This window comes from Burkholderia sp. 22088 (assembly GCF_052045915.1).
GTDB lineage: Bacteria > Pseudomonadota > Gammaproteobacteria > Burkholderiales > Burkholderiaceae > Burkholderia > Burkholderia cepacia.
Window position 1 is genome coordinate 196,356 of sequence record NZ_JBQEPY010000013.1, and the last position, 25,221, is coordinate 221,576.

Annotated in this window: 22 protein-coding genes; 8 read left to right on the plus strand and 14 right to left on the minus strand. The window is 67.3% G+C overall.

All coding sequences use genetic code 11. From position 1 onward, the window contains the following. The first annotated feature begins 8 nt into the window (after window positions 1-8). From gmhB to ACTJLD_RS24915, 3 genes are read left to right on the plus strand one after another with little or no spacing between them, the layout of a single operon-like run. Window positions 9-572 carry a D-glycero-beta-D-manno-heptose 1,7-bisphosphate 7-phosphatase gene (gene gmhB, locus ACTJLD_RS24905; RefSeq protein ID WP_027789173.1) on the plus strand — a complete coding sequence of 188 codons (564 nt, stop codon included), beginning with the start codon at window positions 9-11 and terminating at the stop codon, window positions 570-572. Window positions 573-615: 43 nt separating this feature from the next. Beyond that, entirely contained in the window at window positions 616-1,380 is a 765-nt protein-coding gene (locus ACTJLD_RS24910) for a lysophospholipid acyltransferase family protein (protein ID WP_021161198.1), read from the plus strand. A 46-nt stretch (window positions 1,381-1,426) separates the two neighbouring features. Continuing rightward, window positions 1,427-2,314 (plus strand): M48 family metallopeptidase, encoded by an 888-nt coding sequence (locus ACTJLD_RS24915; protein ID WP_027789172.1) that lies wholly within the window; start codon window positions 1,427-1,429, stop codon window positions 2,312-2,314. A 105-nt stretch (window positions 2,315-2,419) separates the two neighbouring features. Here ACTJLD_RS24915 and gloA read toward each other — a convergent pair whose 3' ends face one another. Next, entirely contained in the window at window positions 2,420-2,809 is a 390-nt protein-coding gene (gene gloA / locus ACTJLD_RS24920; RefSeq protein ID WP_059525951.1) for a lactoylglutathione lyase, read from the minus strand. Window positions 2,810-3,157: 348 nt separating this feature from the next. Between gloA and ACTJLD_RS24925 the strand changes: the two genes are divergently transcribed. Continuing rightward, complete coding sequence (locus ACTJLD_RS24925) at window positions 3,158-4,090, plus strand: DMT family transporter (protein WP_440659837.1); 933 nt, start codon at window positions 3,158-3,160, stop codon at window positions 4,088-4,090. 135 nt (window positions 4,091-4,225) lie between these two features. Here ACTJLD_RS24925 and rsmA read toward each other — a convergent pair whose 3' ends face one another. From rsmA to ACTJLD_RS24945, 4 genes are read right to left on the minus strand one after another with little or no spacing between them, the layout of a single operon-like run. Further along, on the minus strand, window positions 4,226-5,056 hold the full coding sequence (gene rsmA, locus ACTJLD_RS24930; protein WP_027789169.1) for a 16S rRNA (adenine(1518)-N(6)/adenine(1519)-N(6))-dimethyltransferase RsmA: 831 nt from the start codon (window positions 5,054-5,056) through the stop codon (window positions 4,226-4,228). 49 nt (window positions 5,057-5,105) lie between these two features. Next, window positions 5,106-6,095, minus strand: coding sequence for a 4-hydroxythreonine-4-phosphate dehydrogenase PdxA (gene pdxA / locus ACTJLD_RS24935; RefSeq protein ID WP_021161203.1), 990 nt, complete (start codon window positions 6,093-6,095; stop codon window positions 5,106-5,108). An 11-nt stretch (window positions 6,096-6,106) separates the two neighbouring features. Then, a complete protein-coding gene (locus tag ACTJLD_RS24940) occupies window positions 6,107-7,465 on the minus strand; it encodes a peptidylprolyl isomerase (RefSeq protein ID WP_027789167.1) in 1,359 nt (452 codons plus the stop codon). A 51-nt stretch (window positions 7,466-7,516) separates the two neighbouring features. Continuing rightward, on the minus strand, window positions 7,517-9,877 hold the full coding sequence (locus tag ACTJLD_RS24945; RefSeq protein WP_059699917.1) for an LPS-assembly protein LptD: 2,361 nt from the start codon (window positions 9,875-9,877) through the stop codon (window positions 7,517-7,519). Between the two features lie 223 nt (window positions 9,878-10,100). Here ACTJLD_RS24945 and ACTJLD_RS24950 point away from each other — a divergent pair, with 223 nt between their 5' ends. Both ACTJLD_RS24950 and murU read left to right on the plus strand, forming a co-directional pair. After that, window positions 10,101-11,150 carry an aminoglycoside phosphotransferase family protein gene (locus ACTJLD_RS24950; protein ID WP_440659839.1) on the plus strand — a complete coding sequence of 350 codons (1,050 nt, stop codon included), beginning with the start codon at window positions 10,101-10,103 and terminating at the stop codon, window positions 11,148-11,150. Between the two features lie 31 nt (window positions 11,151-11,181). Further along, window positions 11,182-11,901, plus strand: coding sequence for an N-acetylmuramate alpha-1-phosphate uridylyltransferase MurU (murU, locus tag ACTJLD_RS24955; RefSeq protein WP_059699913.1), 720 nt, complete (start codon window positions 11,182-11,184; stop codon window positions 11,899-11,901). 272 nt (window positions 11,902-12,173) lie between these two features. On the opposite strand, the gene ACTJLD_RS24960 is transcribed toward murU, so the two are convergent. Continuing rightward, window positions 12,174-14,045 (minus strand): ABCB family ABC transporter ATP-binding protein/permease, encoded by a 1,872-nt coding sequence (locus tag ACTJLD_RS24960; RefSeq protein ID WP_136471228.1) that lies wholly within the window; start codon window positions 14,043-14,045, stop codon window positions 12,174-12,176. Window positions 14,046-14,218: 173 nt separating this feature from the next. Here ACTJLD_RS24960 and ACTJLD_RS24965 point away from each other — a divergent pair, with 173 nt between their 5' ends. Then, window positions 14,219-14,614 carry an acyl-CoA thioesterase gene (locus ACTJLD_RS24965; protein WP_027789162.1) on the plus strand — a complete coding sequence of 132 codons (396 nt, stop codon included), beginning with the start codon at window positions 14,219-14,221 and terminating at the stop codon, window positions 14,612-14,614. Window positions 14,615-14,661: 47 nt separating this feature from the next. On the opposite strand, the gene ACTJLD_RS24970 is transcribed toward ACTJLD_RS24965, so the two are convergent. Beyond that, complete coding sequence (locus ACTJLD_RS24970) at window positions 14,662-15,144, minus strand: nitrate reductase associated protein (RefSeq protein ID WP_027789161.1); 483 nt, start codon at window positions 15,142-15,144, stop codon at window positions 14,662-14,664. A gap of 115 nt (window positions 15,145-15,259) precedes the next feature. On the opposite strand from ACTJLD_RS24970, the gene fdhD reads away from it, so the two are divergent. Then, on the plus strand, window positions 15,260-16,102 hold the full coding sequence (fdhD, locus tag ACTJLD_RS24975; protein WP_371141655.1) for a formate dehydrogenase accessory sulfurtransferase FdhD: 843 nt from the start codon (window positions 15,260-15,262) through the stop codon (window positions 16,100-16,102). 51 nt (window positions 16,103-16,153) lie between these two features. On the opposite strand, the gene ACTJLD_RS24980 is transcribed toward fdhD, so the two are convergent. The 7 genes from ACTJLD_RS24980 to nudB form a co-directional block, all read right to left on the minus strand. After that, window positions 16,154-16,921, minus strand: coding sequence for an enoyl-CoA hydratase (locus ACTJLD_RS24980; RefSeq protein WP_027789159.1), 768 nt, complete (start codon window positions 16,919-16,921; stop codon window positions 16,154-16,156). 92 nt (window positions 16,922-17,013) lie between these two features. Then, window positions 17,014-18,213: an acetyl-CoA C-acyltransferase gene (locus tag ACTJLD_RS24985; RefSeq protein ID WP_048026145.1), complete on the minus strand. Its 1,200-nt coding sequence runs from the start codon at window positions 18,211-18,213 to the stop codon at window positions 17,014-17,016. Between the two features lie 26 nt (window positions 18,214-18,239). After that, window positions 18,240-20,675 (minus strand): 3-hydroxyacyl-CoA dehydrogenase/enoyl-CoA hydratase family protein, encoded by a 2,436-nt coding sequence (locus ACTJLD_RS24990; protein ID WP_021158421.1) that lies wholly within the window; start codon window positions 20,673-20,675, stop codon window positions 18,240-18,242. 112 nt (window positions 20,676-20,787) lie between these two features. Further along, window positions 20,788-22,575, minus strand: coding sequence for an acyl-CoA dehydrogenase C-terminal domain-containing protein (locus ACTJLD_RS24995; protein WP_059699907.1), 1,788 nt, complete (start codon window positions 22,573-22,575; stop codon window positions 20,788-20,790). A 58-nt stretch (window positions 22,576-22,633) separates the two neighbouring features. Continuing rightward, the gene (locus ACTJLD_RS25000; RefSeq protein WP_006751498.1) at window positions 22,634-23,233 is read right to left on the minus strand and encodes a TetR/AcrR family transcriptional regulator; all 600 of its coding nucleotides are present in this window, start codon (window positions 23,231-23,233) and stop codon (window positions 22,634-22,636) included. A 199-nt stretch (window positions 23,234-23,432) separates the two neighbouring features. Beyond that, window positions 23,433-24,707: a cardiolipin synthase ClsB gene (gene clsB, locus ACTJLD_RS25005; RefSeq protein ID WP_027789157.1), complete on the minus strand. Its 1,275-nt coding sequence runs from the start codon at window positions 24,705-24,707 to the stop codon at window positions 23,433-23,435. Next, entirely contained in the window at window positions 24,704-25,198 is a 495-nt protein-coding gene (gene nudB, locus ACTJLD_RS25010) for a dihydroneopterin triphosphate diphosphatase (protein ID WP_027789156.1), read from the minus strand. Before nudB ends, clsB begins: the two co-directional genes overlap by 4 nt. Window positions 25,199-25,221: the final 23 nt, after the last annotated feature.

Here is a 25,221-nt window from a genome sequence, read left to right on the forward strand (position 1 = left end):
GCCGCACGATGCCGACCAGCCCCAACCGAAAGCTCGTCGTCCTCGACCGGGACGGCGTGATCAACGTCGATTCGGATGCGTTCATCAAGACGCCCGACGAATGGATCGCGCTGCCCGGCGCCCTCGAGGCGATTGCCCGGCTCAACCACGCGGGGTATCGCGTGGTCGTCGCGACCAACCAGTCCGGCATCGGTCGCGGGCTGTTCGACATGGCCGCGCTCAACGAGATGCACCTGAAGATGCATCGCGCGGCGGCCGCGGTCGGTGCGCGGATCGACGCGGTGTTCTTCTGCCCGCACACGGCCGAGGATCACTGCGACTGCCGCAAGCCGAAGCCCGGGATGATGCAGATGATCGCCGAGCGCTTCGAGATCGATCCCGATCACACGCCGGTGGTCGGCGATTCGCTGCGCGACCTGCAGGCTGGCGTCGCGGTCGGCTTCCAGCCGTACCTCGTGCTCACCGGCAAGGGCAAGAAGACGCTCGCCGCCGGTAACCTGCCGCCCGGCACGAAGGTCCACGACGACCTGCGCGCGTTCGCGCTCGATTTCCTTTCACACGAACACGAGTGATGCGGCCGCCGCGCGCATCCTCCCTAACGCCAGACTTACGCCGATGCGCTTCGTCCGCTCCCTGCTGCTGCTGATCTACTTCGTCGTGTACACGGTGCCGTACGCCACCGCGTGCTTCATCGCCTTTCCGTTCATGCGCGCCGACGCGCGCTACTGGATGGCGGCCGGCTGGTGCAAGTCCACGCTGTGGGTCGTGCGCTGGCTGAACGGCATCCGCTACCGGATCGAAGGCTACGAGAACCTGCCCGACGGCCCGGCCGTGCTGCTGTCGAAGCACCAGTCCGCATGGGAAACGCTCGCGTTTCCCGCGCTGATGCCGAAACCGCTCTGCTACGTGTTCAAGCGCGAGCTGCTGTACGTGCCGTTCTTCGGCTGGGCGCTCGGGCTGCTGCACATGGTCAACATCAACCGCAAGGAAGGCAAGAACGCGTTCACGTCGGTGATCCGCCAGGGCAAGAAGCGCCTGTCGGAAGGCGCATGGATGATCATGTTCCCGGAAGGCACGCGCACGCCGGTCGGCAAGCAGGGCAAGTACAAGACGGGTGGCGCGCGCTTCGCGATCGAAACCGGCGCACCCGTCGTACCGATCGCGCACAATGCAGGCCGGGTGTGGCCGCGCAACTCGTTCACGAAATTCCCGGGCGTCGTCACCGTGTCGATCGGCAAGCCGATTCCCAGCGAGGGGCTGACGCCCGATGCATTGAACTCGCAGGTCGAAGCATGGATCGAAGCGGAAATGCGCCGGATCGATCCGGATTCGTATCGCCAGGCGGGCAACGCCGGCACGCGCGATGCCGCGCGTGTCTGACGCCCCCGGGTGGCAGCCGTTGCGTACGACAAAAAGAAGCGAACTGATGAAACAGCGTCCGCGGCCACGGCCTGCCGTCGTGGCCCTCGATCATCGCCAGATGGATCTGCCGCTCTTCGACGGGCCGGCCGCCGCGCCGTCGGCGCCCGCTGCCCCGCCCGCGCCGACCGAAGCGGCCCCCGCTGCGCCCCTCGATCCGGGCCCCGCGCCCGACCGCTCGCGCGTGCGGACGTTCGCACTCGACAGCCGCGTGCTCGAATACCGCCTGAAGCGCTCGGCGCGCCGGACGATCGGCTTCACGATCGACGGCAGCGGGCTGTCGATCACCGCGCCGCGCTGGGTCACGCTCGCCGACATCGAAGCCGCGATCGCCGAGAAACAACGCTGGATCTTCGCGAAGCTCGCCGAGTGGAAGACGCGCACCGAGCAGCGCGCGCTGCCGCAGATCGACTGGCGCGACGGCGCGCAGCTGCCCTATCTCGGCAAGACGGTGACGATCGCGCTCGGCGCGGGCGCCGTCGCATTCGACGCCGATGCATTGCGGCTCTCGCTGCCGCTGCCCGTGCAGGCCGACATGCAGCAGATCAAGGATCGCGTGCAGGGCTGGCTGCAGGGCGAAGCCCGGCGGATCTTCGGTGAACGCCTCGCGGTGTACGCGGAGAAGCTCGGCGTCACGTATTCGATGTATGCGCTGTCGTCGGCCGCGACGCGCTGGGGCAGTTGCTCGAGCGACGGCAAGATCCGCCTGAACTGGCGGCTGATCCATTTCCCGATGTCGATCATCGACTACGTCGTCGCGCACGAGCTGTCGCACCTGCGCGAAATGAACCATAGCCCGGCCTTCTGGCAGACCGTCGAGTCGATCTTCCCCGAGTTCCGCGAAGCGCGCCACACGCTCAAGCATCACCCGCCCGAGCTGCTGCCGTCGCTTTGACGCGCACGGCTTCGCCGCCAACGAAAAAGGGCGATGCGGGTCATTCCGCATCGCCCTTTTTTGCCGCCGCGCACATCGCACGCCACGGCCCGGTTCATCCGGCGCTCAGTGCGCCTTTTTCTGAATGAACTCGATCTTGTAGCCGTCCGGATCCTCGACGAACGCGATCACGGTCGTGCCGTGCTTCATCGGGCCCGCTTCGCGCGTGACCTTGCCGCCTTGCGCCTTGATCCTGTCGCAGGCCGCGTACGCGTCGTCGACTTCCAGCGCCAGATGGCCGAAACCCGTGCCGAGGTCGTAGGACGGGGTATCCCAGTTATGGGTCAGTTCGATCACCGTGTTGTTGCTTTCATCGCCGTAGCCGACGAATGCGAGCGTGAACTTGCCTTCCGGATAGTCGTCGCGGCGCAGCACCTTCATGCCGAGCAATTCGGTGTAGAACTTGATCGAGCGGTCGAGATCGCCGACTCGCAGCATCGTATGCAGCAATCGCATGTGTTGTACTCCTGTGGGGACTTTCCAGAACCGGGAACTCTACCAGAGTCGGGTGAACTTCGCCGGGGGCGCCCAGCTGGGGGCGCCTGGCCGGGGACGCCCGGCGGGTAACGCCTGCCGGCGCAAGGGCAACGCGGAAAACAGCACGCCCCTGCTCGCCCGACTACCGTGCGGATCGGGTAACATCCTTCCACCTCGCACCAAAAGCGGGCATGCGACCCACCGCCCGAACGCGACCACCCACTCCCCCTATCGCCACACTGCCGTGCGACACCGCCGATTCGAGCGCGCCGGATGCGCCACCCTCCCGATCTCGCAGCCGCCGTACCGAACCGGCGAGGTTCGCCGATGAGTGCACTCGCTGCCCCCGTGCGCCGCGCGCTCGACATGCGCGCCGTCGGCCTGATGCTGCTGCTGTGCGCGATCTGGGGCTTCCAGCAGGTCGCGATCAAGAGCACGAACGCCGCGATCGCGCCGATGTTCCAGGCCGGGCTGCGCTCGGTGATCGCGGCGGTGCTGCTGTGGGGCTGGGCCCGCTCGCGCGGTACGCCGCTGTTTCAGGCGGACGGCACGTTCGGCGCGGGCCTCGCGGCCGGCGCGCTGTTCGCCGGCGAATTCATCTGCGTGTTTTTCGGGCTGACGCTGACGAGCGCATCGCACATGGCGATCTTCCTGTACACGGCGCCGTGCTTCACCGCGCTCGGCCTGCACCTGTTCGCACCCGGCGAACGGCTGCAGCGCACGCAGTGGGCCGGCGTCGGCCTGGCATTCGCCGGTATCGCGCTCGCGTTCGCGGACGGCTTCCTGAAGCCGCGCGCGCCCGGCGCATCCGTGCTGGCCGGGCTCGCCGGCGACGCGCTCGGGATCCTCGGCGGCGCGATGTGGGCCGCGACGACCGTCGTCGTGCGCTCGACGGCGCTCGCATGGGCGAGCGCGAGCAAGACGCTGTTCTACCAGCTCGCGGTATCGGCGGTCGTGCTGGTCGCGCTGGCCGCACTGTTCGGCCAGGTCTCGTTCGCGCACGTCACGCCGGTCGCGGTCGCGAGCCTCGCGTACCAGTCGGTGATCGTCGCGTTCGTCAGCTACCTGTCGTGGTTCTGGCTGCTGACGCGCTACAGCGCATCACGTCTGTCCGTCTTCACGTTCCTGTCGCCGCTGTTCGGCGTCGCGTTCGGCGTGCTGCTGCTCGGCGAATCGGTCGGCTGGCGCTTCATGTCGGCGACCGCGCTCGTGCTGACGGGCATCGCGCTCGTCAACGCGCCGCCGCGCCGGCGCGCGTAACGACACCCGGTGGCCGCCCGGTCGCGGCCCGGCATCGACGAATACGGCGCGGGGAAAATGAAAAAGGCTGCCCGCCAGGGCAGCCTCGTGAACCTCGAGCCGGCGTGCGACGCGCGCATGACGCACGCGCTACCGTTACTCCGCGGCCTTGCGCACCTTCGCCAGCGCCTGCGCCACGCCGACGTACTCGGCCACGCTCACATCCTCCGCACGGCGCGCGAGATCGAAGCCGAGCGCATCGAAATCGATCGTCTCGCGATAGTCGCCGAGCGTATTGCGCAGCATCTTGCGGCGCTGCGAGAACGCCGCGGTGACGATTTCGCCGAGCAGCCCGGGATCGACATCCGGCAGTTCGTGCGGCTCGTACGGAATCATCCGGACGATCGCCGAATCGACCTTCGGCGGCGGCTGGAACGATTCCGGCGGCACGTCGAGCATCTTTTCCATCACGTAGCGGTACTGCAGCATCACCGACAGACGCGAAAACGCCTTCGTGCCCGGCTCCGCGACCATCCGTTCGACGACTTCGTTCTGCAGCATGAAGTGCTGGTCGATGACCGCGTCGGCGAACGTCATCAGGTGAAACAGCAGCGGGCTGGAAATGTTGTACGGCAGGTTGCCGACGATCCGCAACGACGGCTTGTCGCCGGGTGCCGCGAGCGAGCGGAAGTCGAACGCGAGCGCGTCGCCCGCATGCAGTTCGAGCAGCGCGCCGAAGCGCTGCTGCAGGCGCCCGATCAGGTCGCGGTCGAGCTCGACCGCATGCAGCGGCGACTCGGGCGTCGCGAGGCGCGCGATCAGCGGCTCGGTCAGCGCGCCGAGCCCGGGGCCGATCTCGACCATGCGCTGGCCGCGCGCGGGGCCGATCGTCGCGACGATCGAGTCGATCACGCCGTGATCGACGAGGAAGTTCTGCCCGAAGCGCTTGCGCGCGAAATGGCCTTGGTGCTGTCTGCTGTTCGACATCGACTGAGTAAAACGAAAAATACGACGAATGAGGTAAAGCCGGGCCGCGTCAGGCGGTGCGGCGATGGCGCGCCATCGTGACGGCGGTGTCGAGCGCGGCGATCATGCTGCCCGGATCCGCGCGGCCCGTGCCGGCCAGATCGAGTGCCGTGCCGTGATCGACCGACGTACGGATGATCGGCAGCCCGAGCGTCACGTTGATGCCCTCGCCGAACGTCGCGTACTTCAGCACGGGCAGGCCCTGGTCATGGAACATCGCGAGCACGCAATCGGCATCGGCGAGGTGACGCGGCTGGAACAGCGTGTCGGCCGGATACGGGCCGCGCGCGTCGATGCCCTGCGCGTTCGCGCGGGCCAGTGCCGGCGAGATCACGTCGATCTCCTCGCGGCCGAGATAACCGTTCTCGCCCGCGTGCGGGTTCAGGCCCGTCACGAGAATGCGCGGCGCGGCCAGACCGAAGTCGCGCCGCAGGTCGCGATCGATGATCGCGAGCGTCTCGACGAGCCCGTCGACCGTCAGTGCGGCCGACACGTCCTTCAGCGGCAGGTGCGTGGTCGCGAGCGCCACGCGCAGCGGCCGGTGGCCGGTACCGGCCAGCATCATCACGACACGCGGCGTATGCGTACGCTCCGCCAGGTACTCGGTATGGCCGGTGAACGGCACGCCCGCATCGTTGATCGTGCTCTTCTGCAACGGCGCGGTGACGATCGCGTCGTACCGGCCCGCCAGCGCGCCGTCGATTGCCGCGTCGAGCAACCCGAGCACGTAAGGGCCGTTCGCCGCGTCCAGCCTGCCCGCCTGCGCGGGCACGGCGAGCGCGTGATGCGCGACCGACACCGGCCCGCTGCCGGCCAGCGTGGCCCGGTCGGCGCCGACGGCCGCCGCACGCGCGTCGAGCAGCGCCGCATCGCCGAGCACGGTGAAATGCGCGTCGGGCCAGCGCTGCGCGGCATCACGCAGCGCCTGCACGGTCAGTTCCGGGCCGACCCCCGCGGGTTCGCCGGTCGTGATCGCGATCTGCAGCGCGGGCGTGGTCATCGGAAGCTCGCTCAGTTCGCCGGGCCGACGCCGCCGATCTTGTACTGCACGTACGACGAATCGCGCAGCTCGCGCAGCCAGTCGGCATACGCCTGCTCGGCCTTGCGCTGGCCGATCGCCTGACGCGCGATATCCATCTGCTGCTGCACCGAACCTTCCGCTTCGCGGCGGCCCAGCACCTGGATCAGGTGATAGCCGTACTCGGTACGGATCGGCTGGCTGATCTGGCCGTCCTGCAGGTTGTTCATCGCGCGCTCGAATTCCGGCACGGTCTCGCCCGGGCTGATCCAGCCGAGATCGCCGCCCTGCGACGCCGAACCGTCCTGCGAATACGTGCGCGCGAACTTCGCGAAATCGCCGCCGGCCTCGACCTGGTTGCGGATGTCGGCCAGTTGCTGGCGCGCCTGGCCTTCGGACTTGCCTTCGCCCACGCGCAACAGGATGTGGCGCACGTGCGTCTGGACGATCTTCGGTGCCGCGGCCGACGCGCCCTGGCTCTGGCGACGATCGACGAGACGCACGATCTCGAAGCCGTCCGGCACGCGGATCAGCGTCGGGTTGACCTGGCCCGGGCGCAGCTTCGATGCGGCGTCGACGACGTCGGCCGGCAGCGCGCTCGGCGACTTGAAGCCGAGGTCACCGCCCTTCTTCGCGTCGTTCGCTTCCGAATTGTTCTTCGCGAGCTTCTCGAAATCGGCACCCGACTTCGCCTGCTGCAGCAACGCGTCAGCCTTCTTCTGCGCGGCTTCGATGTCGGCCTGCGGCGCGTTGGTCGGTGCCTTGATGAAGATGTGCTGGAAGCGCAGGTCCTGCTGCTGCGACGCGTTCGGCCCGCGCTGGCTCGCGATGTAGTTCGCGACCTCGGCGTCCGACACGGTGATCTTGCCGTCGACCTCGCGCTCGCGCAGCTTCGACAGCATCAGTTCGGTGCGCGCATCGCTCGTGAAGATGCTCCAGGGCACGCCTTGCGCCTCGAGACGCGCGCGGTACTGGTCGAGCGTCATGCCGTTCGCCTGCGCGAGGCGCTGCAGCGTGGACTGTACCGTCGCGTCGTCGATGCGGATCCCGTCGTCCTTGGCCTTCTGCACCTGGATACGCTCGAGCACCATCTGGTTCAGCACCTGCGCGCGCAACTGGTCGGTCGGCGGCACGGGGGCGTTCTGCTGCTGCAGCCGGCGCGCGATCAGGCCGGCCCGCTGGTCGAGTTCGCGGCCGGTGATCACGTCGTTGTTGACGACCGCGACGACTTCGTCGGCGAGCTGCGCACCTTGCGAACCGAGCGCCTGCGCCGCGGCCGGCGCAGAGGCGAGCAGCGCGGCCGCCGCAGCGAGGCTGGACACGACTGCCGCGAAACGAAGGGTTTTCTTCATTGCCACTGGAACTCCATTGAAATCGTGCTGACCGGTGCAGACAAGCCGGCGTTACTCGTAGTTGCTGAAGCGGGACATCGGCGGCGGCGGCGGCGGCAGCGGCGTGTAGCCCGGCACCCCGGCGCGGAACGCGGACACGAGGCCGTTGTCGACGGTCGACAGGCCCTTGAGCGTGAGCTGCATCATGAAGCGCGTCGACGAATTCTGCTGTCCGGACGAATTGATACCGTTCGCCGCCCGCTGCACCCCGACCCCGAGCGCCCAGCAATCCGCGTCGTATTGTAAGCCGACCAGACCGTCGACCACGCGATCGCCGGCGAGATCGTAGTTGAAGCGGCCGATCGCATACAGGCGGCGCGTGAGCGGCCATTGCGCGGACACCAGGAACTGGTTGATCGGCTGGTTGTCGAGCGTGGTGTTCGCACGCGTATAGCGGTAGCCGACGTTGATCACGCGGCGCTCGCCCGGGCTGTAGCCGAAACCGACGCTCGACTTCACGAGCTGGTTGTTGTTCTGGTTGTACTGGAACGCCGTCTCGGACATGAAACCCGAACCGAGCTTCAGCGCGGCCCCGACGATCAGGTCCGAGTGGCGCGCCAGCACCGCACTCTGCCCGGCATTCAGCGTGACGCGCTGATCGGCGAAGTAGTACTGCTGCGCGATCACGAAACGCGCACGCTCGTCGCCGGTGCGCGGATCGATGAAGCGCGACGTCAGGCCGGCCGTGATGCGGTTCGCATCGGCGATCCGGTCGTTGCCGACGAACGTGTTCGGCTGGTAGATCTCCGCGAGGCCGAAGTCCGATTCCGCGGTGTCGAACAGCGGCGCGTTCGACTGGTCGCGATACGGCGTGTACACGTAGTACAGGCGCGGCTCGAGGGTCTGGATGAAATCCTGGCCGAACAGGCGCACCGAGCGGTCGAAGATCAGGCCCGAATCGAAGCTCACGGTCGGGATCGACTCGGTGAAGCGCTTCGGGCTGTTCGGCGTTTTCGACGACAGGTAGTTCAGGTCGTACGACGCGAAGTGGTACTGGACCTTCGGCACGACGAAGTAGCCGGGGCCGTACACGCCGTACGCGATGTACGGGTTGAAGACGACCCGGTCGCCTTCGGTCGCGTCGGCCGTCGTGATGCGGAACCGCGAATAGTCGGCTTCCGCGCCGAAGTCGAAGCCGCCGACGTTGTACTTCGTGTACTTCACGTTCAACTGCGGCTCGCGGCTGTACGGCGCGATCGACGGCGGCAGCGTCTGCCAGTGCTGGTAGCGCGCGAGCACCGACCACGGGCCGTTGTTGTACGTGAGGCCCGCTTCCTGCTGGTACAGCGTCTGCGTCCCGTTGATGAACTGGTTCGACGAACCCAGTTGCTCGGGATACAGATTGTCCGAGACCTTGTTGTAGTAGACGTAGCCGCCGAAACCGCCGCCGAAGTTCTGCTGGTGCTGCCAGTAGATCGCGTAGCGGTTGCGGTGCTCGAGCCGATCATCCGGCAGGTAATTGGCCGTGAACGTGCCCGAATACGACGGCGACAGGTAGCGAAACGTCGCCTCGGTCATCACGCCGCGCCGCGAGATGATGCGCGGCGTGAGCGTCAGGTCGCGGTTCGGCGCGATGTTGAAGTAGTACGGCAGCGTCAGCTCGAAGCCGTTGCTCGAGTTCACCGAGAACGTCGGCGGCAGCAGGCCGCTGCGCCGCTCGCCCGACAGCGGGAACGTCATCCACGGGCTTGCGAAGATCGGCACGCCCTGGAAGAACAGCACGCCGTTGCGCGCGGTGCCTTCATCGGCGCCCGTATCGAAGTCGAAGCGGCTGCCCTTGATGTACCACGCGGGGTTCGTCGAGCACTGGCACGCGGTATAGGTACCGTTGACGAACACCGAGCGCTCGTTGTCGACCATGTCGACACGCTCCGCGCTGCCCGAGCCGCCCGTCACGTTGAAGTGATACTTCGGCGCCGTCATGAAGCCCTGGTTCGCCTCGATCTTCAGGTGCGCCTCGGGGCCCGCGAACGACGTGCCGGAATTGATCACCCTGACCTGGCCGTACGCATCGGCCATGTCCGTATCCTGATCGTAGTGGATCGCGTCGGCCTTCACGACGGCGTCACCGCGCCGCAGCTCGGCCGAACCCTTCGCGGCGAGATCCTGCTCGGCGGTGCCGCTCGTGTGGTCGGCGATCACGAAGGCGGCCGGCTTCGCGCCCTCCTTCAGCGGGCGATCCTCGAGCTGGGGCGCGAGACGCAGATCCCACGGCGAGTCGAGCGGCTGCGGCTGCGCGGCCGCGCCCGACAGCTGCGCGTACGACACGGCCGGCACGAGGCCGGGCACGGCCAGGAGCGCGAGCGCGAGCCGCCGTTTGCGCGGCACCCCGTCACCGGGGAAAACATTCGGGAATAGCGGTTTGGGCGGCATCTATCGTTTGGCGAATCGCCCCTTGTCAGCCGCGCCGTCGCGGCACATTCGCGCACGGCGGGCCGCGCCGTCGCACCGCGACTGCGGCTGAGCGCAAACCGGGGAGGCGATCGGGTGGCGGCGCGACAGGCGGCGGGCCTGCACGGCGGAAAGCTGACGCGGGGTGCGTCAAAAAAGTCGTGGGGTATTATATGGCAAGACGTTCCCCCCTCCTCCGAGTTTCATGACGCCCCCATCCGCCGCATCCCAGCCCGACGCCCGCCTCGAAGCGCTCACCGCGTGGCTGCACCCGCTCGCCGAGCGCTACGCGCTCGACCTGTCGACCCTCGCGCCCGCATCGTCGGACGCCAGTTTCCGCCGCTATTTCCGGATTGCGTCGGCCACGAGCGCCGGCGGCACGCTGATCGCCGTCGACGCGCCGCCGCCCGAGAAGTGCCGCGAGTTCGTCCAGGTCGCGCAGCTGCTCGCCGCGGCCGGCGACCACGTGCCGGACGTGCTGGCCCACGATTTCGACGCGGGTTTCATGCTCGTGACCGATCTCGGCCGCACGCCGTACATCTCGGTGCTCGATCCGGCCGACCCGGCCGCCGCGAAACCGCTGATGCGCGAAGCACTCGACGCGCTGATCCGCTTCCAGCTCACGTCGAAACCCGACGTGCTGCCGCCGTTCGACGAGGCGTTCCTGCGCCGCGAGATGGAGCTGATGCCCGAATGGTTCGTCGGCCGCCACCTCGGCAAGCCCGTCACCGACGCGATGCGTGGCACGCTCGACCGCACCTTCACGCTGCTGGTCGCGAGCGCCCACGCGCAGCCGCAGGGTTTCATGCTGCGCGACTTCATGCCGCGCAACCTGATGGTGTGCGAGCCGAACCCGGGCATCCTCGACTTCCAGGACGCCGTCTACGGGCCGCTGACGTACGACGTCGTGTCGCTGCTGCGCGACGCCTTCATCAGCTGGGACGAGGAGTTCGAGCTCGACTGCTTCGCGTACTACTGGGAAAAGGCGAAAAAGGCCGGGCTGCCGGTCGATCCCGATTTCGGCGAGTTCTACCGCCAGCTCGAATGGATGGGGCTGCAGCGCCACATCAAGGTGCTCGGCCTGTTCGCGCGCATCAATTACCGCGACGGCAAGCCCCATTACCTGAACGACCTGCCGCGCTTCATCGCGTATGCGCGCAAGGTCGCGCTGCGCTACCGCCCGCTCGTGCCGTTCGCGAAGCTGCTCGACGAGCTCGAGGGCAACGCGCCGGCCGACGTGGGCTATACGTTCTGATCGTTCCGACTCTCCTGACACCCGGCCGAACATGAGCAACACCCTGACGACGGCGATGATCTTCGCCGCCGGGCGCGGCGAACGGATGCGCCCGCTCACCGACACCCGCCCGAAGCCGCTCCTCGAAGCGGGCGGCAAGCCGCTGATCGCGTGGCAGATCGAAGCGCTCGCACGCGCGGGTATCGAGACGATCGTGATCAACCACGCGTGGCTCGGCGAACAGATCGAGGCTGCGCTCGGCGACGGGTCGCGCTGGGGCGTACGGCTCGCGTACTCGGCCGAAGGCGAGGCACTGGAAACCGCGGGCGGCATCGCGCAGGCGTTGCCGCTGCTCGAGCGCGACGGACAACCGGCCGTGTTCGCGGCGGTCAGCGGCGACGTGTACTGCGCCTTCGACTACCGGACGCTCGCGCCGCGCGCCGCCCGAATGGCCGCGCTCGACGCGCCGGCGATGCACCTCGTGATGGTGCCGAACCCGCCGTTCCACCCGGCCGGCGACTTCGCGCTCGGCGACGACGGCCGCCTGGCGCTCGACGGCGCCGCGCGCTTCACGTTCGGCAACATCGGCCTGTACGACACGCGGATGTTCCGCGATCTCGCGCCCGGCACGCGGCGCGCGCTGACGCCGTACTATCGCGCGGCGATCGAAGCCGGCCGCGCGAGCGGCGAACTGTACGAAGGTATTTGGGAGAACGTCGGCACGCCCGCGCAGCTCGGCGAGCTCGACGCGCGGCTGCGCGCCGCGGGCTGATCGTTTCGCGGCTGGGTGGCTGAGCGGCTGAGCGGCTGAGCGGCTGAGCGGCGGTTCGGCGGTTCGGCGGTTCGGCGGTTCGGCGGTTCGGCGGTTCGGCGGTTCGGCGGTTCGGCGGTTCGGCGGTCGATACCCCGACTCGTCAACGACCGCGCGACCGATCGGCGCCGGACCAAGCTCCAGGATCCGATGTCGCCGACGCTCCGCCGAGTCACCCGGCCCTGACGGCACCACACTGCCCGTTCCTGCCGCGCACCGCGCAATACCCGCGCCTACGCGGCCTCGGCCTCTTCCCCGCCCGCCGCCGCGCGCTGCTGCTGCAGCGCCCACATCTGCGCATACAACCCGTCGGCGCGCACGAGTTCGTCGTGCGTGCCCCGCTCGACGATCCGCCCGTGATCCATCACGAGGATCTGCTGCGCGTGCACGACCGTCGACAGCCGGTGCGCGATCACGAGCGTCGTGCGATGCCGCGCGATCTGGTCGAGCTCGTGCTGGATCGCCCGCTCCGAGCGCGAATCGAGCGCCGAAGTCGCCTCGTCGAACAGCAGCACCGGCGGATCCTTCAACAGCGTGCGCGCGATCGCGACGCGCTGCTTCTCGCCGCCAGACAACTTCAGCCCGCGCTCGCCGACCGGCGTGTCATAACCCTTCGGCAAGCTTTCGATGAAATCGTGGATGTGCGCGGCGCGCGCGGCCGCGATCACCTCGTCGCGGGTCGCGCTCGGTCGGCCGTACGCGATGTTGTAGTAGATCGAGTCGTTGAACAGCACGGTGTCCTGCGGCACGATCCCGATCGACGCACGCAACGAATCCTGCGTGACGTCGCGGATATCCTGGCCGTCGATCCGGATCGCGCCGCCCACCTGCCGGTCGAGATCGTAGAAACGAAACAGCAGCCGCGACAGCGTCGACTTCCCGGAGCCGCTGTGGCCGACCACCGCGGTCGTCGTGCCCGCGTCGATCGTGAAGGACACGTCGTGCAGGATCGGCCGCGACGCCTCGTACGCGAAATTCACATGCTCGAAGCGCACCTGCGCGCCGGCGACCGCGAGCGGCCGCGCATCGGGCAGGTCGGCCACTTCCTTCGCGGCCGACAGCAGCCCGAACATCCGGTCCATGTCGGTGAGGCTCTGCTTCAGCTCGCGATAGACAACGCCGAGAAAGTTCAGCGGAATGTACAGCTGCAGCATGAACGTGTTGATCAGCACGAGATCGCCGAGCGTCAGCTTGCCCGCGAGCACCCCCTGCGTCGCGCGCCACAGGATGAACACGAGCCCCGTGCCGATGATCGCCTGCTGGCCGAAGTTCAGCACCGACAGCGAATTCTGCGAGCGGATCGCGGCTTTCCGGTAGCGCTTGAGATTCTCGTCGTAGCGCTGCGCCTCCCACTCCTCGTTGCCGAAATACTTGACCGTCTCGTAGTTGATCAACGAATCGATCGCCCGTGAGTTCGCGCGCGAATCGAGTTCGTTCATCGTGCGGCGGAAATGCGTACGCCAGTTGGTGACCTTCACCGTGAACACGATGTACGTGACCAGCGCCGCGAACGTCACGTACGCGTAATACGCCTCGTACTTGACCACGAAGAAGCCGAGCACGAGCCCGACCTCGACGAGCGTCGGCAGGATGCTGTACAGCGAATACGAGATCAGTTGCTGGATGCCGCGCGTGCCGCGCTCGATGTCGCGCGACATGCCGCCCGTCTGGCGTTCGAGATGGAACCGCAGCGACAGCCCGTGCAGGTGCCGGAACACCTGCAGCGCGAGCTGGCGCACCGCGCTCTCGGTGACCTTCGAGAACAGGATCTCGCGCAGCTCGGTGAACAGCGACGTCGACAGCCGCACGAGCGCATACGCGACGACCAGCAACCCGACGCCGCCCGCGAGCACGATGCCGGCCGACTGTTCGGCGCGGCCGAGCGCGGTGATCTGCTGGACGTAGGACAGGTGGTCGACGATGCGCTTCATCACGACCGGCACGCCGAGGTTCGCGACCTTCGCGCCGATCAGGCAGCCGAGCGCGAGCGCGACGCGCCATTTGTAGGTGGTCAGGTACGGCAGCAGCGACCGGATGGTCTGCCAGTCGTTGCGGGGCCCGGTCGAAGCCGGCGCGGGCTCGCCGGAAGCAGGAAATCGGCGCATGAGGGGAAGGATCGGCGGCGGTGCCGGGCGCGTGATCGGCGGCCGGCTCGCTCACTTTCTCGTACAATTTGCGAACGTTGTATTGTCGCAGAAGCCGCTTCGCGCCGCTGCCGGCGCCCTCGCCGGCCGGCCTGCGCGCGGCGGCATGTTTCTTACAGGATGAAAGCCCCGCCATGACCGATTCGACCCTCGAACTCCCGCAAAAACAGCCCGCGCTGCGCGTCGTCCCGCAACCGCACGACGCGAACGTCCACGGCGACGTGTTCGGCGGCTGGATCATGTCGCAGGTCGACATCGCCGGCTCGATCCCCGCGAGCCAGCGCGCGAACGGTCGCGTCGCGACGGTCGCGGTCAACTCGTTCGTGTTCAAGCAGCCGGTGTTCGTCGGCGATCTGCTGAGCTTCTACGCGACCATCATGCGCACCGGCAACACGTCGATCACGGTCGACGTCGAGGTGTACGCGCAGCGCATGCGCCTGATGGGTGAAATCGTGAAGGTCACCGAAGCGACGCTCACCTACGTCGCGACCGGCCCCGACCGCAAGCCGCGGCAACTGCCGCCGCTCTGACGGACGAGCGCCGAACGGCGCTCCCCCTCCACCCGGCTGCGGCCACCTCAGTGCGTGGCCGTCAGCCCGAACTCCCGCATCGCGGGCAGGAAATCGTGGTTCAGCTTCGGCTTGCGCGACAGCTTCACCAGCACGTAGCGCTGGAACGGCGCAAGCCGCTGCCACTGCGCGAGCCCGGGCGCCGTCAGCCCGGCCAGCGCGCTCTGCTGCACGAGCGACTCCGGCACGATGTCGGTGGCGCGCCAGGCCGGCTGCTCGTCCGGCTGGAACCACGAGGGTTCCAGATCCGCATGCGTACGCAGCATTTCGAACAGCGCGTGATCGAAGTTGGGCTCGATCGCGGTGTCGTCGTCGGCCGGAAAGCGTGCGAGCAGCTTGCGGTCCTCGAGCGGCAGCAGTTGCCACTGTTCCAGCGAAATCCGCAGACCGAAACGGTCGAGATTGAAACGCACGATCATCGGGATGTACGTGAAGTTTTCCGACGATTCGTGTTCGAAGGCGAATAGCAGTGGAGCGTCGCTGAGTCCCATGATCGTTACCTGATGTGGCGGATGCCGGCGCGGCCGGCTTGCCTGGGGTATTTTAGAACCTCTGCGCGCGGGCGGCGGATACGAATGCCGCCGCCCGCGCGCCGAATCAACGGGAGTGCTCGTGAATCCGACCGAATCCGGTGAAATGCGCGACGAACCGCGCGGCGCGATCGAACTGTCCGTACGCCGCACGCGCGGCGGCGCCGTCGAAACCGCGCACGACTACGTGGGCCAGGAATGGCCCGTCGCACTCGTCTTCAACGGCATCTCGCACGCGGTGATGATGTGTACGCCGTGCGACCTCGAAGCGTTCGCGGTCGGTTTCGCGATCTCGGAAGGGATCGTCGCGCGCGGCAGCGACATCAAGGACATCGAGGTGATCCTGCACGCCGACGCCCCGCTGCCGCATGCGGAAGTCCACCTGGAGGTCGTCCAGCAGGCGTTCGCCGCGCTGAAGGACCGGCGCCGCGCGCTCGCGGGGCGCACCGGCTGCGGCGTATGCGGGATCGAAAGCATCGACCTGCTCGACCTCGCGCCCGAGCGCGTGCCCGATACGGGCTTTCTCGCGCGCCTCGCCCCCGACGCGCTGACGCGCGCGGCGCAGGCGCTGCCGGCGCATCAGGCGCTCACGCGGCTCACGGGCGGCCTGCACGCGGCTGCGTGGTGCGACGCAACAGGCGCGATCCGGATGGCGTTCGAGGACGTCGGCCGCCACAACGCGCTCGACAAGCTGATCGGCTCGCTCGTGCTGTCGCGCGCCGACGCGACCGACGGCTTCGTGTTCCTGTCGAGCCGCGCGAGCTACGAGCTCGTGCGCAAGGCCGCACGGGTCGGCATCCCGATGGTGGCGACGATCTCCGCGCCGTCGTCGCTCGCGATCGAAATCGCGAAAGCAGCCGGCCTGCGGCTCGTCAGCTTCTGCCGCGAAACCGGCCACGTCGACTACGGCACGGCCTGATCGCGTTCGCGGCGGCGCGCCGGCGAGCCATCGCCGGCGCGGCCTGCTCCGTCAGTCGAACTGACGGAAATCCGGCTTGCGCTTCTCGAAGAACGCCGTCATCGCCTCGCGCGCTTCGGGCGCGCGCAGCATCGCGGCGAAGTGGCCCGCCTCCTCGGCCATCCGCGCGGACGTCGCCACACCGCCCGTATCCTTCAGCAGCGCCTTCGTCACGCGCAGCGATGCCGCCGGCAGCGCCGCGAGCTTCGCCGCCTGCTTCGCCGCGAACGCGTCGAGCTCGGCCGCCGGCAGCACGCGGTTGACGATGCCGATGCGGTGCGCTTCCAGCGCGTCGAACGCCTCGCCGAGCAGCAGCTTCTCGGCGGCGACCTGATGGCCGGCCAGGCGCGGCAGCAGCACGCTCGACGCGGCTTCCGGGCACAGGCCGAGCTGCGCGAACGGCAGCGAGAACGTCGCGGTGTCGGCTGCGTACACCAGATCGCAGTGCAGCAGCATCGTCACGCCGACGCCGATCGCGAGGCCCGGCACGGCGGCCACGATCGGCTTGCTCGCGGTGCTGATCCGCGCAAGGAACTGGAACACCGGAGCGGTGTCGTCCTTCGGCGGCGCCTTCATGAAATCCTCGAGATCGTTCCCCGCGGTGAAATTGCCGTCGCTGCCGCGCAGCAGGATCACGCGGATCGCCTTGTCTTCCTGCGCGTCGGCGAGCGCATCGGCCATCGTCTGGTACATCGCCGCCGTCAGCGCGTTCTTCTTCGCCGGGCGCGAGATCGTGATCGTCATCACGCCTTCGGCGCGTTCCACTTGAATTTCAGCCACAACCGTCTCCTTTGACTTTCCTCTACCGGAACGAAAAAACGGTGCGCAAGCTTGTGGCCCGCGCACCGTCGTCGCTTTGCGTCGTGTCCTGCTTACAGGCGTTCGATGATGCCCGCGGCACCCATGCCGGTGCCGACGCACATCGTGACCATCCCGTACTTCAGGTTACGGCGGCGCAGGCCGTGCACGACGGTCGCCGCGCGGATCGCGCCGGTCGCGCCGAGCGGGTGGCCGAGTGCGATCGCGCCGCCCATCGGGTTGACCTTCGACGGGTCGAGGCCGAGGTCGCGCATCACCGCCAGCGATTGCGCGGCGAACGCTTCGTTCAGCTCGATCCAGTCGAGATCGTCCTGCTTCAGGCCGGCGGCCTTCAGCGCGGCCGGAATCGCTTCCTTCGGGCCGATGCCCATGATTTCCGGCGGCACGCCGCGTACCGCGAAGCTCACGAAGCGCGCGAGCGGCGTCAGGTTGAATTCCTTCAGCACCTTCTCCGACACGACGAGCAGCGCACCCGCGCCGTCCGACGTCTGCGAGCTGTTGCCGGCCGTAACCGAGCCCTTGTTCGCGAATACCGTGCGCAGCTTCGCGAGGCCTTCGATCGACGTGTCCGCGCGCGGACCTTCGTCGAGCTTGATCTCGCGCGTCTTCACGTCGACTTCGCCGGTCGCGAGGTTCGGGAAACGCTCGGTGATCGTGTACGCGGCGATCTCGTCGTTGAACTCGCCGGCCTGCTGCGCGGCAAGCGCCTTGCGGTGCGACTCGACCGAGAACGCGTCCTGGTCTTCGCGGCTCACCTTCCACTGCTCGGCGACGCGCTCGGCCGTCAGGCCCATCCCGTATGCGATGCCGAAGTCTTCATTGCGATCGAAGATGTGCGGCGACATCGACGGCTTGTTGCCCATCATCGGCACCATGCTCATCGATTCGCAGCCGCCCGCGAAGATCGCGTCCGATTCACCGACGCGGATGCGGTCGGCCGCCATCGCGAGCGCCGTGATGCCCGACGCGCAGAAGCGGTTGACCGTCACGCCGCCGACCGTCTGCGGCAGGCCCGCGAGCAGCGCGCCCATCCGCGCGACGTTCAGGCCCTGTTCGGCTTCCGGAATCGCGCAGCCGATGATCGCGTCCTCGATCAGCTTCGTGTCGAAGCCCGGAACCTGCGCAACCGCCGACTTGATCGCGTGGACCAGCAGCTCGTCCGGGCGCGTGTTCTTGAAGACACCGCGCGGAGCCTTGCCGATCGGCGTGCGGCTGGCGGCGACGATGTATGCGTCTTGCAATTGTTTGCTCATTTGAGACTCCTTGCCTTATCGCTCGCTCAGTTACGCACCGGCTTGCCGGTCTGCAACATGCCCATGATCCGTTCCTGCGTCTTCTGCGTGCCGAGCAGCTCGACGAACGCGCGGCGCTCCAGCGCGAGCAGCCACTGCTCGTCGACGAGGCTGCCGGCTTCGACGTCGCCGCCGCACACGGCTTCGGCGATGCGGCTCGCGATCAGGTAGTCGTGGTCGCTGATGAAGCGGCCGTCGCGCATGTTGACGAGCGATGCCTTGATCGTCGCGATCGCCGAGCGGCCCGCGACCGGCACGTCCTTCGCACGCAGCGGTGCGCGGTAGCCGGTGGCGGCCAGCGCACGCGCTTCCTTCTTCGCGGTGTCGAGCAGTTCGAACACGTTGAAGACGATCGTGTCGGACGGCTTCACGTAGCCCATCGCACGCGCATCGTGCGCGGAGGCCGAGACCTTCGCCATCGCCGCGTTCTCGAACGACTTCGTGACGAACTTCAGGATGTCGGTGGTCGCGTTCGCGGCCGTCGCGGCGTCCGCTGCGCGCAGCGCCGCTTCCTTCAGGCCGCCGCCCGCCGGCACGAGGCCGACACCCACTTCGACGAGGCCGATGTAGCTCTCGACGTGGACGACGCGCTTCGCGCTGTGCAGCATCAGCTCGCACCCGCCGCCGAGCGCGATGCCCGACACGGCCGCGACGACCGGCACGTTCGCGTACTTCACGCGCAGCATGCCTTCCTGGAACTTCTTCACGAACGGCTCGATACCCTTCGCGCCGCCCATCATGAACGCGGGCATCGCCTCTTCGAGGTTCGCGCCGGCCGAGAACGGGCCGCCCGGCGTGCCGAGCTTCAGCGACGTCGGCTGCCAGATCACCACGCCCTTGTAGTCCTTCTCCGCGAGTTCGATCGCCTGCACGAGGCCGTCGATCACGCTCGGTCCGATCGTGTTCATCTTCGACTTGAACGACACGATCACGACGTCGTCTTCACCCGCACGATCGTCGACCCATGCGCGCACCGCGTCGGTCTCGAACAGCGTCTTGCCGTACGTCTTCGGATCGGCGCCCGCTTCGCCGAGCAGCGGCGCGCGGAATACCTGCTTGTCGTAGACCGCGAGGTCCGAACGCGGCACGAAGCGCTTCGCAGCCGGTGCCCACGAGCCTTCGGCCGTGTGCACGCCGCCCTTCTCGGCAACCGCGCCTTCGAGCACCCACGACGGCAGCGGCACGTTCGCGAGCGCCTTGCCGGCCGCGATGTCTTCCTGCACCCACTCGGCGACCTGCTTCCAGCCGGCGGCCTGCCAGCCTTCGAACGGGCCTTCGTTCCAGCCGAAGCCCCAGCGGATCGCGAGGTCGACGTCGCGCGCGTTGTCGGCGATCGATTCGAGATGCACGCCGATGTAGTGGAACACGTCGCGGAAAATCGACCACAGGAACTGCGCGTGCGGATGGTCCGTCTCGCGCAGCAGCTTCAGGCGTTCCGCTGGCGGGCGCTTCAGGATGCGGCCGACGGTTTCGTCAGCCTTCGCGCCCGAGTCGACATAGGTGCCCGTCTTCGCGTCGAGCACCTTGATCGCCTTGCCTTCCTTCTTGTAGAAACCGCCGCCCGTCTTCTGGCCGAGCGCGCCCTGCTTCACCAGTTCGGCGAGCACGGCGGGCGTCTGGTAGACCGGGAAGAACGGATCGTCGGCGAGGTTGTCCTGCATCGTCTTGATCACGTGCGCCATCGTGTCGAGGCCGACCACGTCCGCGGTGCGGAACGTCGCCGACTTCGCGCGGCCGAGGCGGCTGCCCGTCAGGTCGTCGACTTCGTCGAAGCGCAGGCCGAACTTCGCGGCCTCGGTGATCACCGCGAGGATCGAGAAGATGCCGACGCGGTTCGCGATGAAGTTCGGCGTGTCCTTCGCGCGCACGACGCCCTTGCCGACGATGCTCGTCAGGAAGGTTTCGAGCTGGTCGAGGATCTCCGGGCGCGTATGCGCGGTCGGGATCAGCTCGACGAGGTGCATGTAGCGCGGCGGGTTGAAGAAGTGCACGCCGCAGAAGCGCGACTTCAGCTCGTCCGAGAAACCTTCGGACAGCTTCGTGATCGACAGGCCCGACGTGTTGGTCGCGAAGATCGCGTTCGGCGCGATGTGCGGCGCGACCTTCTTGTACAGGTCGTGCTTCCAGTCCATCCGCTCGGCGATCGCTTCGATCACGACGTCGCACTCGGCGAGCTTCGCGATGTCGTCTTCGTAGTTCGCGGCTTCGAGGTATTTCGCGTCGTCCTTCACGCCGAACGGCGCGGGCGACAGCTTCTTGAGGTTCTCGATCGCCTTCAGCGCGATCGCGTTTTTCGGGCCTTCCTTGGCCGGCAGGTCGAACAGCAGCACCGGCACGCGCGCGTTGATGAGGTGCGCGGCGATCTGCGCGCCCATCACGCCGGCGCCCAGCACGGCGACCTTGCGAATCAGGAAATTGCTCACGGGATGTCTCCGGATAGTGTCGTGCAGCGCGGAGGTTGGGGCTGCACGGAGAAGTGAGTACCAGGAACCGATGCATCCGGGCGGCGCGCCTCGCGCCCCGCCCGGACTCGCGTCAGAACAGCGATTCGTCGACTTCCATCATCGTCTTCGAACCGGCGCGTGCGGCGCGGATCGTCGACGCCGTCTCGGGCAGCAGGCGCGCGAAGTAGAAGCGGGCCGTCGCGAGCTTCGACTTGTAGAACGGATCGCCCGACGCTTCCTTGTCGAGGGCGAGGCGTGCCATGCGCGCCCAGAAGTACGAGAACACCAGGTGGCCGACGGTGCGCAGGTACGGCACGGCGGCGGCACCGACTTCGTCGGGGTTCTGCATCGCCTTCATGCCGATTTCCATCGTCAGCTTCTGCACCTTGTCGCCGATGTCGGCGAGCGGGTTGATGAACTCGGCCATTTCCGGCTTCACGCCTTCGGCTTCCGCGAATTCCGTCACGAGCTTGCCGAACTTCTTCAGCTTCGCGCCCATGTCGCCGAGCACCTTGCGGCCCAGCAGGTCGAGCGACTGGATCGAGTTCGTGCCTTCGTAGATCATGTTGATCCGCGCGTCGCGCACGTACTGCTCCATGCCCCACTCGGAGATGAAGCCGTGGCCGCCGTAGATCTGCATCGCGTGGTTGGTCGACTCGAACGCGTTGTCGGTCAGGAACGCCTTGATGATCGGCGTGAGCAGCGCGACGAGATCGGCCGCTTCCTTGCGCACCGCTTCGTCGGCGTGCGACAGTTCCTTGTCGATCTGCAGCGCGGACCAGTACGTGAACGCGCGTGCGCCTTCCGCGTAGGCCTTCTGCGTGAGCAGCATGCGACGCACGTCCGGGTGCACGATGATCGGGTCGGCCGGTTTGTCCGGTGCCTTCGGGCCCGTCAGCGAACGCATCTGCAGGCGTTCCTTCGCGTACGTGAGCGAGTTCTGGTACGCGACTTCCGTGAGGCCGAGGCCCTGCATGCCGACGCCGAGACGCGCGGCATTCATCATCACGAACATCGCGTTCAAGCCCTTGTTCGGCTCGCCGACCATCCAGCCCTTCGCGCCGTCGAGGTTCATCACGCACGTCGAGTTGCCGTGGATGCCCATCTTGTGCTCGATCGAGCCGCACTTGATGCCGTTGCGCTCGCCCGGCTCGCCCGACGCGTCCGGAATGAACTTCGGCACGATGAACAGCGAGATCCCCTTCGTGCCCTGCGGCGCGTCCGGCAGGCGCGCGAGCACGAGGTGGATGATGTTCTTCGACATGTCGTGCTCGCCGCTCGAGATGAAGATCTTCGTGCCGCTGATCGAGTACGAACCGTCGCCGTTCGGTTCGGCCTTGGTGCGCAGGATGCCGAGGTCGGTGCCGCAGTGCGGCTCGGTCAGGCACATCGTGCCCGTCCATTCGCCCGACACGAGCTTCGGCAGGTATTGCTTCTGGAGTTCCGGCGCGCCGTGCGCGTGCAGGCATTCGTACGCGCCGTGCGACAGGCCCGGATACATCGTCCATGCCTGGTTCGCCGAGTTCAGCATTTCGTAGAGCGCGTTGTTCACGAACGCGGGCAGGCCCTGGCCGCCGTAGTCCGGATCGCAGCCGAGCGCCGGCCAGCCGGCCTCGACGTATTGCCGGTAGGCCTCCTTGAAGCCGGTCGGGGTCTTCACGACGCCGTCGCCTTCATACGTGCAGCCTTCGCGGTCGCCGACCTGGTTCAGCGGGAACAGTACCTCGGAGCAGAACTTGCCCGCTTCCTCGAGGACCTGGTTGATCGTGTCGGCGTCGAGGTCCGCATGCTTGGGCATTTGCTTGACTTCGGCTTCGACGTTCAGAAGCTCGTGCAACACGAATTGCATGTCGCGCAGCGGCGCGGCGTACTGTCCCATGACTCTCTCCAAAGGTGGGCAAAACGGCTCGAGCTCCTGGCGGGCGGATCACGCGCCGCTAACGGCTCTCGCTCTGATACGAAACAATCGTCTTTTCCAGCGCGGCCCACGTGAGGCGCACGGCATCCGGCGAATGCAGGAAACGTGCGTCGTGATGCAGGCCGAGCGTGAAGCTGTACAACTCGAAGAGCATCAGGTCCGGATCGGTATCCGCACGCAGATGGCCTTCTTCCTTCGCCTGCGAAATGGCCCGCAGCATCGCGGCACGCCAGGCCGTCACGCTCGCGATCAACTGCTCGCGCACGGGGCTGTCAGGCCGGTCGTCGTACTCGACGGCCCCGCTGATGTAGATGCATCCGGTCGTCACCTCCTGGATGCGCTTCTCCGTCCAGCGGGCCAGCATCGCCCGAAGGCGCGGCAAGCCTCGCGGCTCGCGCAGGCTCGGAAAGAACACCTCGTTTTCGAAACGATGGTGATACTCGCGGACGACCTCGACCTGCAGGTCCTCGCGCGATCCGAAGTGCGCGAACACGCCGCTCTTGCTCATCTGCATGCGCTCGGCCAGCAGGCCGATCGTCAGCCCCTCCAGCCCGTCACGGCTGGCGAGGTCCAAAGCAGCTTCAAGTATCGCGGCACGCGTCTGTTCGCCTTTTCGCATAGCTATTTCTGTAACCGTTCGGGGGTTCGAATAAAATCGAACGGCCGTACTATTATTGAGTGCGGCCGCTCGCGAAACAAGGAAATTATTAGAAACCGGTGTCTAACCGAGCCGCTATTTTGCGCGATTCCGGCGGGACCGGAGCGGCTTTTCCGCACGAACGTGCGGACAGATTTTTGAAGCGAACGCTTAGTCTGCGTCAGTCGTAACCACCGACCGTCAGCGCCTTCATCACGACACGATACGCCGTATAGGCAAGCCAGTTCAGCATGCGCTCGATGCGCGGGCGCGCGGCGAATCGGGCGGGGTCGATTTCCCGGCCGTCGGCAAACGCGGCCGCGATCGCGTCGCGCAGTTCGTTCGTGACAGCATCGTAGCGCACCAGCACGACATTCGCCTCATTGTTCAACATCAGGCTCAGCGCGTCCAGATTCGACGAACCGACCGTCGCCCAGTTGTCGTCGATCACGGCCACCTTGCCGTGCAGCATCGTCTTGTCGTACTCGGCCACGCGCACGCCCGCGCGCAGCAGCGCGTGATACAGGAACGGCACGGCCGTATCGAGTGCCGCGAATTCCTTGCGGCCGATCAGGATCCGCACGTCGACGCCGCGCCGCGCGGCGCCCGCCAGCGCACGGCGCAGCTTGCGCCCCGGCATGAAGTACGGATTGGCCAGCAGGATCCGCTGGCGTGCCTGGCCGATCGCCGCGAGATACGCCTTCTCGATCGCGCGACGGTTCACGACGTTGTCGCGCGCGACGAACGCGACGCTCGGCTCCGTCACGACCCGCAGCGCGCCGGCCTTGATCCAGCGATGGCTGCGCATCCAGCGCCGGAACATGTCGGGGAACGCTTCCCCGCCATGCAGCCCGGCTGCATATTGCGCATACGGCTTGTGGCCGAACATGATCCGGTGCCACTGCAATTCGAACGCGGCGCGCACGTCCGACACCGCGGGCCCCGCCATCTCGACCGCGAAATCCCAGCGCGGAAACGGCAGCGTCGCACCGCCCTGCGCGTAGTCGTCGACGATATTGATGCCGCCGCAGAATGCAACCGCGTGATCGATCACCGCGAGCTTGCGATGCGTGCGCGAGAAGCCGAAGCGGCCGAACAGGAAACGGTTGTAGATGCAGTGCTCGACGCCGGCCGCCACCCACGTGTCGAACAGCGGCAGGCGCGCGGTGCCGATGCCGTCGGTGATCACGCGCACGCGCACGCCGCGCTGCGCCGCGCGGATCAGCGCGTCCGACACCGGCCGGCCGGCCGCGTCGTCGCAGAAGATGTAGGTTTCGAGCATCACCTGCTCGCGGGCGGCATCGATCCGCTCGATCAGTGCCCGGAAGAATGCGCCGCCGCCCTCGCACAGCCGCACGGTGTTGCCCGACGTAAAGGCGAGCCGCGACGCGGAACCGCGTTCCTGCAGGAACATCTGCCGCAATTGCGCGAAGCGCTTGCGGGCTTCCGCCGTCATGCGGACGAGCCGTGCGGCGCGCGCGAGAGTGCCACGCGCGCGGGCAATTGCAGGATCGCCTCGGCATTCGACGGCGAGAAGCAGCGCGCGGCCGCCTCGCGGAACGGCAGCCACGCATGGTCGACGTGCTCGCGCGGCGACAGCGTCACGTCGACGCGATGCGGCACGCACAGGCCGAACCAGTGTTCGGTGTTGCGCGTGACGCCCGGCGCATAGCGGTGCAGGTATTGCGGATAGATCGTGTACTCGATCCGGTGGCGCCAGTCGACGAGCGCGCTGGCCGGCACATCCGCGGTGCCGACCGCAATGCCGGTTTCCTCGGCCACTTCGCGCGCGGCGGTGACCGCGAGCGGCTCGTCGAGCGCGTCCTTCGAGCCGGTCACCGATTGCCAGAAATCGGGCTGGTCGGCACGCTTGATCACGAGCACATCGAGGTCGGGCGTGTAGATCACGACAAGAACGGATTCGGGGATTTTCGGCGGCTTCGTCATCTTTGTTTCATGCAGCACGGGGC

What these genes read in the sequence shown, in the direction of transcription:
- gmhB (WP_027789173.1), top strand. Translation starts at nt 9, where the DNA reads ATGCCGACCAGCCCCAACCGAAAGCTCGTCGTCCTCGACCGGGACGGC.
- ACTJLD_RS24910 (WP_021161198.1), top strand. Translation starts at nt 616, where the DNA reads ATGCGCTTCGTCCGCTCCCTGCTGCTGCTGATCTACTTCGTCGTGTAC.
- ACTJLD_RS24915 (WP_027789172.1), top strand. Translation starts at nt 1,427, where the DNA reads ATGAAACAGCGTCCGCGGCCACGGCCTGCCGTCGTGGCCCTCGATCAT.
- gloA (WP_059525951.1), bottom strand. Translation starts at nt 2,809, where the DNA reads ATGCGATTGCTGCATACGATGCTGCGAGTCGGCGATCTCGACCGCTCG.
- ACTJLD_RS24925 (WP_440659837.1), top strand. Translation starts at nt 3,158, where the DNA reads ATGAGTGCACTCGCTGCCCCCGTGCGCCGCGCGCTCGACATGCGCGCC.
- rsmA (WP_027789169.1), bottom strand. Translation starts at nt 5,056, where the DNA reads ATGTCGAACAGCAGACAGCACCAAGGCCATTTCGCGCGCAAGCGCTTC.
- pdxA (WP_021161203.1), bottom strand. Translation starts at nt 6,095, where the DNA reads ATGACCACGCCCGCGCTGCAGATCGCGATCACGACCGGCGAACCCGCG.
- ACTJLD_RS24940 (WP_027789167.1), bottom strand. Translation starts at nt 7,465, where the DNA reads ATGAAGAAAACCCTTCGTTTCGCGGCAGTCGTGTCCAGCCTCGCTGCG.
- ACTJLD_RS24945 (WP_059699917.1), bottom strand. Translation starts at nt 9,877, where the DNA reads ATGCCGCCCAAACCGCTATTCCCGAATGTTTTCCCCGGTGACGGGGTG.
- ACTJLD_RS24950 (WP_440659839.1), top strand. Translation starts at nt 10,101, where the DNA reads ATGACGCCCCCATCCGCCGCATCCCAGCCCGACGCCCGCCTCGAAGCG.
- murU (WP_059699913.1), top strand. Translation starts at nt 11,182, where the DNA reads ATGAGCAACACCCTGACGACGGCGATGATCTTCGCCGCCGGGCGCGGC.
- ACTJLD_RS24960 (WP_136471228.1), bottom strand. Translation starts at nt 14,045, where the DNA reads ATGCGCCGATTTCCTGCTTCCGGCGAGCCCGCGCCGGCTTCGACCGGG.
- ACTJLD_RS24965 (WP_027789162.1), top strand. Translation starts at nt 14,219, where the DNA reads ATGACCGATTCGACCCTCGAACTCCCGCAAAAACAGCCCGCGCTGCGC.
- ACTJLD_RS24970 (WP_027789161.1), bottom strand. Translation starts at nt 15,144, where the DNA reads ATGGGACTCAGCGACGCTCCACTGCTATTCGCCTTCGAACACGAATCG.
- ACTJLD_RS24985 (WP_048026145.1), bottom strand. Translation starts at nt 18,213, where the DNA reads ATGAGCAAACAATTGCAAGACGCATACATCGTCGCCGCCAGCCGCACG.
- ACTJLD_RS24995 (WP_059699907.1), bottom strand. Translation starts at nt 22,575, where the DNA reads ATGGGACAGTACGCCGCGCCGCTGCGCGACATGCAATTCGTGTTGCAC.
- ACTJLD_RS25000 (WP_006751498.1), bottom strand. Translation starts at nt 23,233, where the DNA reads ATGCGAAAAGGCGAACAGACGCGTGCCGCGATACTTGAAGCTGCTTTG.
- clsB (WP_027789157.1), bottom strand. Translation starts at nt 24,707, where the DNA reads ATGACGGCGGAAGCCCGCAAGCGCTTCGCGCAATTGCGGCAGATGTTC.
- nudB (WP_027789156.1), bottom strand. Translation starts at nt 25,198, where the DNA reads ATGACGAAGCCGCCGAAAATCCCCGAATCCGTTCTTGTCGTGATCTAC.